The sequence below is a fragment of the Ideonella sp. BN130291 genome, assembly GCF_036231905.1.
In the GTDB taxonomy this organism is placed as follows: domain Bacteria; phylum Pseudomonadota; class Gammaproteobacteria; order Burkholderiales; family Burkholderiaceae_C; genus CAMLIZ01.
The window spans coordinates 133641-146933 of sequence record NZ_JAZARE010000006.1 but is presented as its reverse complement, the minus strand read 5'-3'; the positions used below and the strand labels follow the sequence as shown (position 1 = coordinate 146933).

The 13293-nt window shown below is 69.8% G+C and carries 14 protein-coding genes; 4 read left to right on the top strand and 10 right to left on the bottom strand.

All coding sequences use genetic code 11. The features are described from left to right. Position 1: 1 nt before the first annotated feature. Together VPH43_RS14320 and VPH43_RS14315 are read right to left on the bottom strand one after the other, a co-directional pair. The gene (locus VPH43_RS14320) at positions 2-394 is read right to left on the bottom strand and encodes a dihydroneopterin aldolase (RefSeq protein WP_328578399.1); all 393 of its coding nucleotides are present in this window, start codon (positions 392-394) and stop codon (positions 2-4) included. A gap of 3 nt (positions 395-397) precedes the next feature. After that, positions 398-1174: an SDR family oxidoreductase gene (locus tag VPH43_RS14315; RefSeq protein WP_328578398.1), complete on the bottom strand. Its 777-nt coding sequence runs from the start codon at positions 1172-1174 to the stop codon at positions 398-400. An 18-nt stretch (positions 1175-1192) separates the two neighbouring features. On the opposite strand from VPH43_RS14315, the gene VPH43_RS14310 reads away from it, so the two are divergent. Further along, positions 1193-2293 (top strand): class I SAM-dependent methyltransferase, encoded by a 1101-nt coding sequence (locus VPH43_RS14310; protein ID WP_328578397.1) that lies wholly within the window; start codon positions 1193-1195, stop codon positions 2291-2293. Between the two features lie 6 nt (positions 2294-2299). On the opposite strand, the gene VPH43_RS14305 is transcribed toward VPH43_RS14310, so the two are convergent. The 4 genes from VPH43_RS14305 to VPH43_RS14290 form a co-directional block, all read right to left on the bottom strand. Further along, the gene (locus VPH43_RS14305; protein ID WP_328578396.1) at positions 2300-3532 is read right to left on the bottom strand and encodes a multifunctional CCA addition/repair protein; all 1233 of its coding nucleotides are present in this window, start codon (positions 3530-3532) and stop codon (positions 2300-2302) included. A gap of 46 nt (positions 3533-3578) precedes the next feature. Then, the gene (locus VPH43_RS14300; RefSeq protein ID WP_328578395.1) at positions 3579-4256 is read right to left on the bottom strand and encodes a glutathione S-transferase family protein; all 678 of its coding nucleotides are present in this window, start codon (positions 4254-4256) and stop codon (positions 3579-3581) included. A gap of 104 nt (positions 4257-4360) precedes the next feature. Then, the gene (locus VPH43_RS14295) at positions 4361-6400 is read right to left on the bottom strand and encodes a lytic transglycosylase domain-containing protein (RefSeq protein ID WP_328578394.1); all 2040 of its coding nucleotides are present in this window, start codon (positions 6398-6400) and stop codon (positions 4361-4363) included. A gap of 154 nt (positions 6401-6554) precedes the next feature. After that, positions 6555-7514, bottom strand: a complete 960-nt coding sequence (locus VPH43_RS14290) for a LysR family transcriptional regulator (protein WP_328578393.1) — start codon at positions 7512-7514, stop codon at positions 6555-6557. A 95-nt stretch (positions 7515-7609) separates the two neighbouring features. Here VPH43_RS14290 and VPH43_RS14285 point away from each other — a divergent pair, with 95 nt between their 5' ends. Continuing rightward, the gene (locus VPH43_RS14285; protein WP_328578392.1) at positions 7610-8011 is read left to right on the top strand and encodes a DUF2917 domain-containing protein; all 402 of its coding nucleotides are present in this window, start codon (positions 7610-7612) and stop codon (positions 8009-8011) included. Here the strand turns inward: VPH43_RS14285 and VPH43_RS14280 are convergent. Beyond that, positions 7908-8357 (bottom strand): TfoX/Sxy family protein, encoded by a 450-nt coding sequence (locus tag VPH43_RS14280; protein WP_328578391.1) that lies wholly within the window; start codon positions 8355-8357, stop codon positions 7908-7910. The two genes, VPH43_RS14285 and VPH43_RS14280, sit on opposite strands and share 104 nt — an antisense overlap. Before the next feature lie 44 nt (positions 8358-8401). On the opposite strand from VPH43_RS14280, the gene VPH43_RS14275 reads away from it, so the two are divergent. Together VPH43_RS14275 and VPH43_RS14270 are read left to right on the top strand one after the other, a co-directional pair. Further along, the gene (locus VPH43_RS14275; RefSeq protein ID WP_328578390.1) at positions 8402-8998 is read left to right on the top strand and encodes a 5-formyltetrahydrofolate cyclo-ligase; all 597 of its coding nucleotides are present in this window, start codon (positions 8402-8404) and stop codon (positions 8996-8998) included. Positions 8999-9059: 61 nt separating this feature from the next. Further along, a complete protein-coding gene (locus tag VPH43_RS14270; protein WP_328578389.1) occupies positions 9060-10031 on the top strand; it encodes an MBL fold metallo-hydrolase in 972 nt (323 codons plus the stop codon). A gap of 66 nt (positions 10032-10097) precedes the next feature. Here the strand turns inward: VPH43_RS14270 and metF are convergent, their stop codons facing one another. The 3 genes from metF to ahcY all read right to left on the bottom strand — a co-directional run bounded on the left by metF (position 10098) and on the right by ahcY (position 13236). Continuing rightward, the gene (metF, locus tag VPH43_RS14265) at positions 10098-10943 is read right to left on the bottom strand and encodes a methylenetetrahydrofolate reductase [NAD(P)H] (RefSeq protein WP_328578388.1); all 846 of its coding nucleotides are present in this window, start codon (positions 10941-10943) and stop codon (positions 10098-10100) included. Then, positions 10940-11698 carry a TlyA family RNA methyltransferase gene (locus tag VPH43_RS14260; protein ID WP_328578387.1) on the bottom strand — a complete coding sequence of 253 codons (759 nt, stop codon included), beginning with the start codon at positions 11696-11698 and terminating at the stop codon, positions 10940-10942. Before VPH43_RS14260 ends, metF begins: the two co-directional genes overlap by 4 nt. Before the next feature lie 110 nt (positions 11699-11808). Further along, positions 11809-13236, bottom strand: coding sequence for an adenosylhomocysteinase (gene ahcY, locus VPH43_RS14255; protein ID WP_328578386.1), 1428 nt, complete (start codon positions 13234-13236; stop codon positions 11809-11811). Positions 13237-13293: the final 57 nt, after the last annotated feature.

Sequence of the window (13293 nt, the reverse complement as noted above, 5' to 3'; positions counted from 1 at the left end):
CTCAATCCTTCATCCCGAAGACTTCCACGCCCACGGCATCGCAGTCGGGGTACACGTCCGGCTTTTCGGTCGACACCCGCGCCGCCTTGACCGAAGGATGCGCCAGCATCAGCGCCAGCACGTCGTCGCACAGGGTTTCCTGCAGGTGGATGTGGCCTTGTTTCACCCGCTCGGCGATGCTGCGGCGCATGAAGTCGTAGTCCACCACCTCGTGCAGTTCGTCCTCCCTGGGCGTGGATTTCGCGAGCGGGATGAACAGGTCCACGTTGATCAGCACACGCTGCTCGCCGCGCTTTTCGAAGTCGTGCACGCCGATGTTGATCCAGACCTCGTAGTTGCGCAAAAACAGGCGCCGGCAGTCGATGAGACTGGGCAGGTGGAGCGGGCTGGACATGGGTCAGTCCTTGGCGCTGGACGCCAGGAAGTACACATCGCGCGGCTGGCGCGTCAGGTGCTGGCCGCCGTCGACCAGCAGGGTGGTGCCGGTGATGGCGGGGGATTCGAGCAGGAAGCGCACGGCGCGGGCCACGTCGTCGGGCGTGGACGAACGTTCAAGGGGCGTCATGCGGTGGGCGGCCTGGAATTCGGCCTCGTTCATCGGGCCGGAGGGTAAGGTGATGCCGGGCGCCACGCCGCACACCCGCAGCACCGGCGCCAGCGCCTGGGCCAGCAGGGGGGTGGCACTTTCCAGCGCCGCCTTCGACAGCGTGTAGGACAGGTGGTCCGGATTCGGATTCCAGAGTTTCTGGTCCAGCAGGTTCACCACGCAACCCCACCCGCCGCGTGGCTGCAGGTGCGCATGCAGCGCACGCGCCAGCACGATGGCCGGCGCGGTATTGGCGCGCCAGTGGCGGTCCATCGCGTCGTAACTGAAGCTGTCGATGCCGTCGTGTTCGAAGGTGGAGGCGCTGTTGACCACGGCATCGGCCCGGCCCAACTGCTGCACCACCGCCGGCAGCAGCGCCTGGCAGGCGGATTCGTCGGCCAGGTCCGCGGCGATGGCAGCCGCATTCGCACCGCCGGTGCGCAGCTGCGCCACGGTGGCTTCGGCGTCGGCCTGGGAGCCGCGGTAGTGCACCGCCACGTCCCAGCCGTGCGCGCCCAGCTCCAGCGCAATGGCACGCCCCAGCCGGCGGGCGGCGCCGGTGACGAGGGCCACGGGACGGGAAGCCATGGTTTCTACAATGCCGCGATGCACAAGGACGACGAACCCGACAGTGTATCGGCCGCCCTGGCGGCGCAGCTGCGGACGGCCTTGTCGGCGGCCGGCGGCTGGCTGCCGTTCGACCGCTTCATGGCGCTGGTGCTGTACACGCCGGGCCTGGGCTACTACGCCAACGGCAGCCGCAAGTTCGGCTGGATGCCGTCGTCGGGCAGCGACTTCGTGACCGCGCCGGAGCTCTCTCCACTGTTCGCCCGGGCGCTGGCGCGCCAGGTGGCGCAGGCGCTGGAAGCCAGCGGCACCGACGAGCTGTGGGAATTTGGCGCCGGCTCCGGCGCGCTGGCCGAGCAGCTGCTGCAGGCGCTGGGCGACCGGGTGCGGCGCTACACCATCGTCGATCTCTCGGGGGCGCTGCGCCAGCGCCAGCAGGAGCGCCTGGCCGCTTTTGGCCAGCGGGTGCAGTGGGCCGACACGCTGCCCACTGCCTTGCGCGGCGTGGTGGTCGGCAACGAGGTGCTGGACGCGATGCCGGTCACGCTGCTGCACTGGACCGGTGAACACTGGCTGGAGCGCGGCGTGGTGGCGCAGGGGGACGGGTTTGCCTGGTCCGACCGCTCCACCGCGCTGCGGCCGCCGGTGGACGGGCCCTTCCTGCCCGGCACGGTGACCGAGGTGCACCGCCAAGCCGAAGCCTTCATCACCACCCTGGCCGAGCACCTGCAGCAGGGCGCCGCCTTCTTCATGGATTACGGCTTCCCGGAAGACGAGTACTACCACCCGCAGCGCACCGGCGGCACGCTGATGTGCCACCGGGCGCACCAGGCCGACACCGACCCGCTGGTGGACCTGGGGCTGAAGGACATCACCGCCCACGTCAATTTCACCGGCATCGCGCTGGCGGGGCAGGCGGCCGGGCTGGACGTGCTGGGCTACACCTCGCAGGGCCGCTTCCTCATCAACTGCGGCCTGGCCGAGCTGCTGCAGGGCGCCGACGTGCGCACCGCTTCAGCGGCGCACAAGCTGATCGCCGAACACGAGATGGGCGAGCTCTTCAAGGTGATCGGTTTTGCCAAGGGCTGCCGTTTCGACGCCATCGGCTTTGCGGCCGGCGACCGCAGCCACCGGCTCTGACGGGCTTCAGCGCGCGAGGCCCATGCCGCTCGCGATGGCGTCCACCCGGGCGCTGCGCACCGCGTCGCCGATCTTGGGGCCGTACCAGCCGCGCTCCACCGCCGCCACCGCGATGGCGGCCGCGTCCACCGATTGCGCACAACGCAGCGCAGCCCTCAGGCGCTCACGCTGCGGATAAGGGCGATCTTCCAGCCCCAGCCGGCCGCGCGCATCGCACTCGCAGGCCAGCAGCGCCTGCTCGAAGCGCTCGGGCCGGCGCAGCGCGTCGCAGCGCTCCAGCAGCCGCATCAAGGCGCCGGCGTTGAGCTCCTCGCTGCGGTGCACGTTGCCGTGTTCGCGCGCCACCACGTCGGCCAGCTCGCGGCAGGCGAGCGGCACCTTCCAGCGGTCGCACACCTGCGCCAGCAACTTCGCACTGCGGCCCTCGTGGCCCAGGTGGCGGGGCAGCACGTCGGCCGGCGTGGTGCCTTTGCCGAGGTCGTGGCACAGGCAGGCGAAACGCACCTCCAGCGGCGCCTTCAGCTGGGCCGACATGTCCAGCACCATCATCAGGTGCACGCCGGTGTCCACCTCGGGGTGGTGGGCGGGCGGCTGCGGCACGCCCCACAGCCGGTCCACCTCGGGCAGCAGCACGGCGAGTGCCCCGCACTCGCGCAGCACCTCGAACATGCGGCTCGGCCGATCTTCCATCAGGCCGCGCGAGAGCTCCTGCCACACCCGCTCGGGCACCAGCGCGTCCACCTCGCCATCGGCCACCATCTGGCGCATCAACGCCATCGTCTCGCCGGCCACCTCGAAGTCGGCGAAGCGGGCGGCGAAACGCGCCAGCCGCAGGATGCGCACCGGGTCTTCGACAAACGCCTCGGACACATGGCGCAGCACCCGCGCCCGCAGGTCGGCGGCGCCGCCGAAGGGGTCCACCAGCGCGCCGGCTTCGTCGCGCGCCATCGCGTTGATGGTCAGGTCGCGGCGTCGCAGGTCGTCTTCCAGCGTGACGCTGGGGTCGGCATGCACCACGAAACCGCGGTAGCCCGGTGCGCTCTTGCGCTCGGTGCGGGCCAAGGCGTACTCCTCGCGGGTGGTCGGGTGCAGGAAGACCGGGAAGTCGCGGCCCACCGGCAGGAAGCCGGCGGCCAGCATCTCGTCGGGCGTGCTGCCCACCACCACCCAGTCGCGGTCGCTGGCGGGCCGCCCGAGCAACTCGTCCCGCACCGCACCGCCCACCACGTAAGCCTTCATCGCGCCAGTTTAGGGGCGCGACTCGCGCAGGCGCGCGGCGGGTAGGTCAGCGGCTCTTGCGGTACGGCTCGTCGAAGTCCAGGAAGTCCTGCTCCGCCAGCGCGTCCGACACCCACTGCTGCATCGCCGGGAGCGCGAAGATGCGGTCCACGTAGGCGGAGGTGGTGGTGCTCACCGGCAGCCCGTAGGTGCGCAGGCGCGTGGCCACCGGCGCAAAGTAGGCGTCGGCGGCACTGAACTCGCCGAAGAGGAACGGGCCGCCCGAGGCGGCGAGCTGCTCGCCCCACAGCTGCTCGATGCGGGCCACGTCGCGCCGCACGTCGGCCTCGGTGTCCCAGATCCCCGCGCCGACCTGGCGCAGGTCGGCCTCGATGTTCATCGGGCAGTGGTTGCGCAGCGCCGAAAAGCCGGAGTGCATCTCCGCGCAGAGGCTGCGGGCGCGGGCGCGCTCACGCAGGCCGCGCGGCCACACCGCCTTGTCGGGGAACTGCTCGTTCAGGTACTCGGCAATGGCCAGGGTGTCCCAGACCACGAAGCCGTCGTCCACCAGCACCGGCACCTTGCCGGGCGACCCCATGCGCTCCAGCGTGGCCTTGAAAGCCGAGCCTTCGCTGAAGTCCAGCCGCAGCTTCACCTCATCGAAAGGGATGCCGAGCTGGCGCATCGCCAGCCAGGGCCGCAGGGACCAGGACGAATAGTTCTTGTTGCCGAAGTAGAGCTGCATGGGGCCTCCAGGAAGAAGGCCCAGATGCTAGAGGCGCGCGCCTGTCATCCCGATGCCGAATGCGCAACAACCCGATGCAGCGCTGGCATGCCGCCCGCACACCATCAAGGCAGGTCGGGCACCGGCTCGGGAATCGTCGCGTCGCGCGGGCCGATGGGCGGCCCCAGTCGTGCCTTCAGCGAAGGCGGCTGCCCGGTGAGCACGGCCGCATACAGCGCGGCGTTGGCGAGCACCTTCTTCACGTAGTCGCGTGTTTCGTTGAAGGGCACGTTCTCGGCCCAGATGGCCGGCTCCAGCACCGGCCCCTCGCGCCAGCGCCGCGGCCGGGTGGGGCCGGCGTTGTAGGCCGCCGCGGCCAGGGCCTGCGAGCCGCCGAAGTCGTCCAGCACCAGCTTGAGGTAGCCGGTGCCGATGCGCAGGTTGGTGTCACGGTCGGTGATCATCTCGGGCGAAAAAGGCATGCCGAGCTTCTTGGCGGTCCAGCGCGCAGTGGTGGGCATCACCTGCATCAGGCCGGAGGCGCCCACCGAGGAGCGGGCGTCGGTGACGAAGCGCGACTCCTGGCGGATCAGGCCGTACACATAGGCCGGGTCGATGCCCATCTCGCGCGCCTTGGCCAGCAGGTCATTGCGGAAGGGCGTGGGAAAGCGCTGCTCGATGTCCACCTCTTCGCGGGTGCGGTCGCTGGTGTTGATGCAGCGGTCCCACACCTCGCGGTCGCAGGCCACCTGGGCGGCGGCCAGCAACTCACGGTCGCTCATGCCGCGCAGCCAGAAATTCCATTCGCGCACACCTTCGTTGCGCAGGCCGATGTTGATCAGCAGCAGGGCGCGCTGCAGGCCGGGGTGCTGCTGCGCGCGGGCTTCTTCTTCCGGCATCAGCGCGGTGGGTTTGTCCGGCAGGGCGAGCGGCAGGCCGATGTCCTCGGCGGCCAGCAGGCCGTAGAAGCTGAGCGGGCTGGCAATCGACTCCAGCAGCTGGCGGCTCTGTGCGCGCGCGGCATCACCCTCTGCGCCGGGCAGGGCGAGCGCGGCGATGGCGCGGGCCTCCCAGTACACCCAGGCCGGGTCCTTGCGCTCGGCCGGGCTCATGGCACCGATCATCTGGCGCACCTGCAGCCAGCGGTCGCTGCCGCGTGCGGAGCGCAGGGCGGAGCGCACGCCCCAGGCGAGCGCATCGTCGGTCCAGTCGATGCTGGTGGCGCCGCGCTTGTGGCCGGCCTTCCAGGCAGCCTGGTAGTACGGCACCGCCTCGGGCATCAGCTTGAAGGCGGCCTGCTTGGCCACCACCGCCCAGGTGTTGCCCGCGAGCTCCGCCGACAGGGCATGCTGCCAGCGCTGTTCAAGCTGGCCGGCGGCCGCGCCGGGGTCGTTCCACGCCATGCGCATCACCGCCAGCGCGGTGAGCTCGCTTTGCGTGCGGCCCATCACCGAGGCCTTGCGCGTGAGGTAACGCGCCGGCTCGTCGATCAGCTCGCCCACCGCGGCAGCAGCCTGCGGGCTCACGAGGCCGGCGGCAAAACGCACCACCCGCAGGCGGTTGAGCTCCATCGCCAGGCGGGCGGTGCGCCAGACATCGTCCACCGTGAAGCGGCCGGCTTCCACCATGGTGGTGGCCAGCAGGTTGCAACCCTCGTCCACGTCACGCTGGGCGCGCCACGCGGCCTTGGCCTGCTGGGTGACGTCGCGCCCGGCCAGGTGCTCGGTGAGCAGCGCGTAGCAGGTGACCTCGCGGTCGTCGTTCATCCTGAAGCGCGGGAACTCGCGCGTGAAGTTGGCCCAGTCGCGCCGGTGGCCGAGTTCCAGCAGCCAGTCGTTGCGCAGCCGGTCCTCGACATAGGTGTTGGGCCAGCGCGCATAAAACGCCTCCAGCTCGGGCTGCTGTGCTTCGGAGAGGCGGTTGCTGAGCTCCCAGTAGTCCACCCAGGAGGCCAGCGGATGGCGGCCCACGACGGCCGCCGCACGATCGGCCGCCAGGCGGTCGCGGTCGCGCTTGCGCAAGGCCTCGCGGGCGTCCAGCACGATGGCGTCGGCGGCGCTCACGGGCTGAGCCAGCACGACGGGCGCGCTGCCGGCCAGCACGCTGGTCACCAGCGTGGTGACGAGCAGGCGGAGGGTGGAGCGGGCGATGGGGAAGAAGGGCATGGAGTCTGGGGTGGCGGCGCCGGCGGCGCGGCGGCGAGGGGCTCGGATCACTGTAGCGCAGGGGCTGCGCCGCGCGATGACAGGCAAGGCGTGAACCTTGGGGCTTGTGGAGCCGAGCGGGCCATGCGCGACGGCGTGAGACGCGCCGCGCCGCTCAAGGTTCCCCGAGCGCGCGCCGCGACTCGGCCGCCTGTTGCACCACCCAGGCAAAAAACTGGCGCAGCTCGGGCCGGTCGCTGGCCGCGGTGCCCGGCACCGCCCAGTACGCAAACGGCGAGTGCACCCGGCACTCGGGGCCGAAGGGCTCCACCAGCTCGCCGCGCTGCAGCGATTCGGACACCAGGGCAATGCGTGCCAGCGCCACGCCCTGGCCGGCCAGCGCGGCCTGGATCTGCTGGTAGGTGAAGTTGAGGTAGATCCAGCGCAAGGGCTGCAGCTGGCCCTGGCCGTGCTGGGCCAGCCAGTAGCGCCAGCTGAGGTACTCGGCACTCGCGCGCTGGTCGTCCTCTTCGAGCAGGGTGTGGCGCGCCAGGTCGGCGGGCGTCTTCAGCGGCGGCACGAGGCCGTTGCGTGCCTGCTCCATCAGCCCGGCGCCGGTGGCCGGTGTCATCACCTCGCCGAACAGGCGCACCGCGCCGGGCGGGGCATCGTCCGGGTGGCAGTAGCGGATCGCGAGGTCCAGCTCGGGGTCGTCCAGGTCGGCCATGGCGTCGCTCGCCGACACGCGGATGTCGATGTCCGGATGGTCGCGCTGGAAGGCCTGCAGGCGCGGGATCAGCCACAGCGATGCGAACGACGCAAAGGTGCTCAGGCTCACCGAGCGCCGCCCGCGCGCGGTGCGGATCTGGCGCACGCTGGCGTCCAGCCGGTCCAGCAGCGGCACCACCGTCTGCAGCAGCACGGTGCCGGCGCTGGTGAGCTCCACATGGCGGGTGCCACGCAGGAACAACGGCGCGCCGAGTTCGTCCTCCAGCGCGCGAATCTGGCGGCTGATGGCCGACTGCGTGAGGTGCAAGTCGTCGGCCGCCGCGCGGAAGCTCAGGCGCCGCGCCACGGCCTCGAATGCGCGCAGCGGGCCGATGCCCAGCGGGCGTTGGCGGACCGGTTTATTCATGCGGTTTGGGAATCAGTGCGTGTGCTGGAACTCATTGGAGTTTTCCCTGAGAGACGACCAGAATGCCTCTCACGACGACGCAAAAGGAGTATGCCATGAGCACCACGTTGATGAGCCATTCGCAAGAGTCCTCCGCCTCCCAGGCCGTTCGCAAGTGGGGCCTGACCGAAGGCAGTGCCATGCGGCTGGCAGCCGAAGACCGCGGTCGCTGGCTGCTGGTGACCGAGGGCCGGGTCTGGCTGACCACCAGCGCGACGACGCCCGAGCAGGTGCCGCACGACTGCTGGCTGGAAGCCGGCGACAGCATCGAACTGCCCGCCAGCCAGGACGCGGTGATCGAAAGCTGGCCGAGTGCACGCTTCGAGCTGCGGCAGGTGGCACCGGGTGCGGAAGTCAGCGCTTCGCTCGCGCTGAAGCCGTCCGCCGCCTTGCGGCGCTGGCTGCAGGCGCTGCGGCCGTCGCAGCAGGGTCCGGCGCCGGCACCTTGCGCTTCCTGACCGGCTTGGGTGCCGCCTGGCGGGCCCGCAGCGCGGCCGCCATGGCCATGCGGGCCCACGGCGCCATCGCGTCCGGCGAGTCCATGGCCTCGTCGGGCGCGGTCCAGTAACTCAGCACGACGGCGCTGCCGCCCTTCTTCGGATAGGTGAAGGGCTGGCAGCCGGCCGCCTGGAAGCGCGCACGGGTCTCGTCGTCGGCCTTGAGGTACAGGCGGTCGAACACGATCAGTGCGATGAAGAGTTCATCCACATAGAGCCCCTGCCCGCCGAACATGCGGCGCGAGCGCGGGCGGCCCACGGCGGACAAGAGTTCCAGGCAGTGGTCCAGCAGGGCGTCTTGCGGCATCGCGCGAGTTTGCCAGCCCGCAGCACCGCCCGCACAATCGGCCGATGAGCAACGCCTTCAACCTGCCTTTGGAACCCTCGCGCGACAAGAAGCTGCTGCGTCGCCAGCTCCAGGCCGAACGCCTGGCGATGGCCGACCGCCATGAACGCGCGGTGCGCCTGCAGCATGCCTTGCGCGTGTGGCTGGTGGGCCGGCAGGAGCGCACCATCGGCGCCTACTGGCCGATCAAGGGCGAGTTCGATGCGCTGCCCGCGCTGTACCGCTGGAGCGAGGGCGGTGCCGAGCGCCGCATCGGCCTGCCGGTGATCAACCGCGACACCAAGCAGCTGCGCTTCCATGTCTGGTACCCCGGCTGCCCGATGGAAGACGATGCCTATGGCATCCCCAAGCCCAAGGACACCGAGCCCTTCGAGCCGCAGCTGCTGCTGGTGCCCTGCGTAGGCTTCGGCCCCAAAGGTGTGCGCCTGGGCTATGGCGGCGGCTTCTACGATCGCACGCTGGCGGCCCTGACGCCCCAGCCCTACACCGTGGGCGTAGGCTATGCGCATGGCTTCCTGCCCTGGCTGCAGGCCGAGCCGCACGACGTGCCGCTGGACGCGGTGCTCACGGAAGACGGCCTGGCCTGGCAGCGGGAAACCTGACTGCCCGCAGGGGCAGCCGGCTGCCGCTAACGTCCGCGCCTCCAAACACACGGAGGACTGCATGACCATCTCGATCATTCGCCGCACCCTGGTGGCCGCGGGCCTGGCCCTGGCGCTGGGTGCCGCCCAAGCGGGCGCCCCGCAGCAGAAGACCCAGGCGCCCGGCTGGTACCGCACCATGGTGGGTGACTTCGAAGTCACCGCGCTGTACGACGGCTACATCGACCTGGACCCGAAGGAACTGCTCAAGTTTGCCCATCCGGGCGAGATCGACCGCGGGCTGGCCCGCGCCTTCGAGCCCGGGCCCAAGGTGCCCACCTCGGTGAACGCCTTCCTGGTGAACACCGGCCAGCAGCTGATCCTGGTGGACACCGGCGCGGCCGGGCTCTTCGGCCCCACCGTCGGCAAGCTGCAGGACAACCTCAAGGCCGCGGGCTACGACGCCGCCCAGGTGGACCTGGTGCTCATCACCCACCTGCACGGCGACCATGTGAACGGCGTGCTCACGGCCGATGGCAAGCCGGCGTTCCCCAACGCGCAGGTGATCACCACCGCGCCGGAAAGCGCCTACTGGCTGGACGAGGCGCAGAAGGCCAAGGCGCCCAAGGAGATGCAGGGCTTCTTCGACATGGCCAGGAAGGCCGCCGAGCCCTACCAGGCGGCCGGGCGCTGGAAGACCATTGCGCCCAACAGCGAGGTGGCACCGGGCGTGAAGGCCTTGGCGGTCAACACGCCGCCCGGCCACACGCCGGGCCACAGCAGCTACCTGTTCGAGTCCAAGGGCCAGCGTTTGATTGTGCTGGGGGATGTGATCCACGTGGGCGCGGTGCAGTTCGCCGACCCGGATGTGGCCATCGCCTTCGACACCGACAACAAGCTGGCCATCAGTACCCGCAAGAAGCTGTTCTCGCAGGCAGCCAAGGACCGCACCTTGCTGGCGGCGGCCCACATCTCGTTCCCCGGCCTCGGCCATGTGCGGGCCGAGGGCAAGGGTTTCGCGTGGGTGCCGGTCGGCTACACGCCCATCCGATGAAATGACAGCCCGGCCGCGGAGTGCCGCGGCCACCCCCGAGGGGGCGCCGCTTTGCCTGGGGCGGCCTCAGGCCATCAGCTTCAGGCGGCGCGCGATCTCCAGCGTCGCGCCCGCCTGGTTCATCGTGTAGAAGTGAAAACCCGGCGCGCCGCCGGCGCGCAGGCGCTCGCACAGCGCGGCCACGACGTCCAGGCCGAAGGCCTTGATCGACGCGCTGTCGTCGCCGTAGGACTGCAGCCGCAGCCGCACCCAGCGCGGGATCTCGGCGCCGCAGTTGTCGGCAAAACGCAGCAGGCCGCTCGAGTTGGTGATCGGCATGATGCCCGGCACGATCGGCAGCTCCACCCCGTGCGCCCGCGCTTCGTCGACAAAGCGGAAGTAGGCGTCGGGGTTGAAGAAGAACTGGGTCAGCGCGGAGCTGGCGCCGGCCTGCGCCTTGGCGACGAAGGCCTTGAGGTCGGCTTCCGGCGACTTGGCCTGCGGATGGGTTTCCGGGTAGGCCGCCACCTCGATGTGGAAATCACCGCCCGTCTCCGTGCGAATGAAGGCCACCAGGTCGCTGGCATAGCGGAACTCGCTGGACGCGGCATCGCCGTAACCGCTGGGCAGGTCACCGCGCAGTGCCACCACGCGGCGGATGCCGGCGGCCTTGAAGGCGGCGAGCTTGTCGCGCACCGAGGCCCGGCTGGCGCCGATGCAGGAGAAGTGCGGCGCCGCTTCCACGCCCTCGGCCAGGATGGCCTGCACCGCCTGCAAGGTGCCGTCCTGGGTGGAGCCACCGGCGCCGTAGGTCACCGAGCAGAACTGCGGGCGCATCACATACAGCGCCTGGCGGGCGGCCGCCAGCTTGGCCACGCCATCGGGCGTCTTCGGCGGAAAGAACTCCAGGCTGACAGGCAGCGGCTTGTTCATGTTGGATCTCCATCGCGTGCAGGCTGAGCCCACACAAAAAATTCGGTGTTGCCGTCGCCGCCGGTCACCGGGCTGGTGAACCAGCCGCGCACGGCCAGGTGCTGCGCGGCGCAAGCCTCGCGGATGCGGTTTTCGACCACGGTGTGGCTGGCGGCGTCCTTCACCAACCCGCCCTTGCCGATGTCGGCCGGCTGCAGCTCGAACTGCGGTTTCACCAGCAACAGCAGGTCACCAGCGAGCAGCGGCGCGAGGGCAGGCAGTACCAGCGTGAGCGAGATGAAGGACAGGTCGCCGACGATCACGTCGTACTGCGGGAAAGGCAGCTGCGCCGCCTGCAGCTGGCGAGCGTTCACGCCCTCCAGCACGGTGACGCGCGGGTCGGTGCGCAAGCGCTGCACCAGCTGGCCATGGCCCACGTCGACACCCACCACATGGCGCGCGCCGCGGGCGAGCAGCACATCGGTGAAACCGCCGGTGCTCTGCCCCACGTCCAGGCACAGCCGCCCGTCGACCGCGATGCCGGTGTGCGCCAGCGCGCCCTCGAGTTTCAGCCCGCCGCGCGAGGCCCAGCGCAGCTCGGCATCGTCGGTGATCTGCAGCTCGCAGCCATCGGGCAACTCGTCGCCCGCCTTGCGGGGGGCGGCCCAGCCTTTGGGGCCAAGCCACCGCACCGCGCCACGCTCGATCAGCCGTTGTGCGGCGGAGCGGGTGGGCGCAAGGCCTCGCTGCACGAGAAGGTGGTCAATCCGCGTCACGCATCCCTCGCGAACAAAGGACCTCCAGCGGACACCGCGGATCCGGCTCCGCCGGGCCGCTGGTGTCGCCCCTTGAGGGGAGGCGGCCGTAGGCCGCTCCGGGGTGGTCTTTAATACCGGTAGGTATCGGGCTTGTACGGGCCTTCCTTCTTCACGCCGATGTAGGCGGCCTGCTCGTCCGTCAGCACGGTGAGCTCCGCGCCCAGCTTGCTCAGCTGCAGGCGGGCGACCTTTTCATCGAGGTGCTTGGGCAGCACGTACACCTTGCCGGCTTCGTACGCGTCGGGCTTGGTGAACAGCTCGATCTGCGCCAGCGTCTGGTTGGCGAAGGAGGAACTCATCACATAGCTCGGGTGGCCGGTGCCACAGCCCAGGTTCACCAGCCGGCCCTTGGCCAGCAGGATGATGCGCTTGCCGTCCGGGAAGATCACATGGTCGACCTGCGGCTTGATCTCGTCCCACTCGTACTTCTCGAGCGAGGCGACGTCGATCTCGTTGTCGAAGTGGCCGATGTTGCAGACGATGGCCTGGTCCTTCATCTTCGCCATGTGGTCATGCGTGATGACGTCCTTGTTGCCGGTGGTCGTCACGAAGATGTCGGCCTTGTCGGCGGCGTACTCCATGGTCACCACGCGGTAGCCTTCCATCGCGGCCTGCAGCGCGTTGATCGGGTCGATCTCGGTCACCCACACCTGGGCGCTCAGCGCGCGCAGGGCCTGGGCCGAGCCCTTGCCCACGTCGCCGTAACCGGCCACGCAAGCCACCTTGCCGGCGATCATCACGTCGGTGGCGCGCTTGATGCCGTCCACCAGGCTCTCGCGGCAGCCGTAGAGGTTGTCGAACTTGCTCTTGGTGACCGAGTCGTTCACGTTGATGGCGCGGAACAGCAAGGTGCCCTTGGCGCTCATCTCGTTCAGGCGGTGCACGCCGGTGGTCGTCTCTTCGGTCACGCCGATGATCTTGGCCGCCTTGCGGGTGTACCAGGTCGGATCTTCAGCGAGTTTGGCCTTGATGCTGGCGAAGAGGCAGCGCTCTTCCTCGCTCTTGGGGTCGCTGATCAGCGACTGGTCCTTCTCGGCCTTCTGGCCCAGGTGCATCAGCAGCGTGGCATCACCGCCGTCGTCCAGGATCATGTTGGGGCCTTCGGCGTCCGAGCCCTTGGGGCCGAAGTCGAAGATGCGGTGGGTGTAGTCCCAGTAGTCGGCCAGCGTTTCACCCTTGACGGCGAACACCGGCGTGCCGCCAGCGGCGATCGCGGCAGCGGCATGGTCTTGCGTCGAGAAGATGTTGCACGAGGCCCAGCGCACCTGTGCGCCCAGCGCCTGCAGCGTCTCGATCAGCACCGCGGTCTGGATGGTCATGTGCAGCGAGCCGGTGATGCGTGCGCCCTTCAGCGGCTGGCTCTTGGCGAATTCGGAGCGGATGGCCATCAGGCCGGGCATCTCGGTCTCGGCGATGCGGATTTCCTTGCGGCCCCAGTCGGCGAGCGACAGGTCGGCAATGACGTAATCGTTGGTGGGCTTCAGTACGGCGTTCATCGAGGTCTCCAGAAATGAGGACCCGCGCGGCACCGACAGGGAGGTGTTCCAACTCAC

Bases quoted from the DNA above. Each gene is read 5' to 3' on its own strand.
- VPH43_RS14320 (WP_328578399.1), bottom strand. From the start codon at position 394: ATGTCCAGCCCGCTCCACCTGCCCAGTCTCATCGACTGCCGGCGCCTG.
- VPH43_RS14315 (WP_328578398.1), bottom strand. From the start codon at position 1,174: ATGGCTTCCCGTCCCGTGGCCCTCGTCACCGGCGCCGCCCGCCGGCTG.
- VPH43_RS14310 (WP_328578397.1), top strand. From the start codon at position 1,193: ATGCACAAGGACGACGAACCCGACAGTGTATCGGCCGCCCTGGCGGCG.
- VPH43_RS14305 (WP_328578396.1), bottom strand. From the start codon at position 3,532: ATGAAGGCTTACGTGGTGGGCGGTGCGGTGCGGGACGAGTTGCTCGGG.
- VPH43_RS14300 (WP_328578395.1), bottom strand. From the start codon at position 4,256: ATGCAGCTCTACTTCGGCAACAAGAACTATTCGTCCTGGTCCCTGCGG.
- VPH43_RS14295 (WP_328578394.1), bottom strand. From the start codon at position 6,400: ATGCCCTTCTTCCCCATCGCCCGCTCCACCCTCCGCCTGCTCGTCACC.
- VPH43_RS14290 (WP_328578393.1), bottom strand. From the start codon at position 7,514: ATGAATAAACCGGTCCGCCAACGCCCGCTGGGCATCGGCCCGCTGCGC.
- VPH43_RS14285 (WP_328578392.1), top strand. From the start codon at position 7,610: ATGAGCACCACGTTGATGAGCCATTCGCAAGAGTCCTCCGCCTCCCAG.
- VPH43_RS14280 (WP_328578391.1), bottom strand. From the start codon at position 8,357: ATGCCGCAAGACGCCCTGCTGGACCACTGCCTGGAACTCTTGTCCGCC.
- VPH43_RS14275 (WP_328578390.1), top strand. From the start codon at position 8,402: ATGAGCAACGCCTTCAACCTGCCTTTGGAACCCTCGCGCGACAAGAAG.
- VPH43_RS14270 (WP_328578389.1), top strand. From the start codon at position 9,060: ATGACCATCTCGATCATTCGCCGCACCCTGGTGGCCGCGGGCCTGGCC.
- metF (WP_328578388.1), bottom strand. From the start codon at position 10,943: ATGAACAAGCCGCTGCCTGTCAGCCTGGAGTTCTTTCCGCCGAAGACG.
- ahcY (WP_328578386.1), bottom strand. From the start codon at position 13,236: ATGAACGCCGTACTGAAGCCCACCAACGATTACGTCATTGCCGACCTG.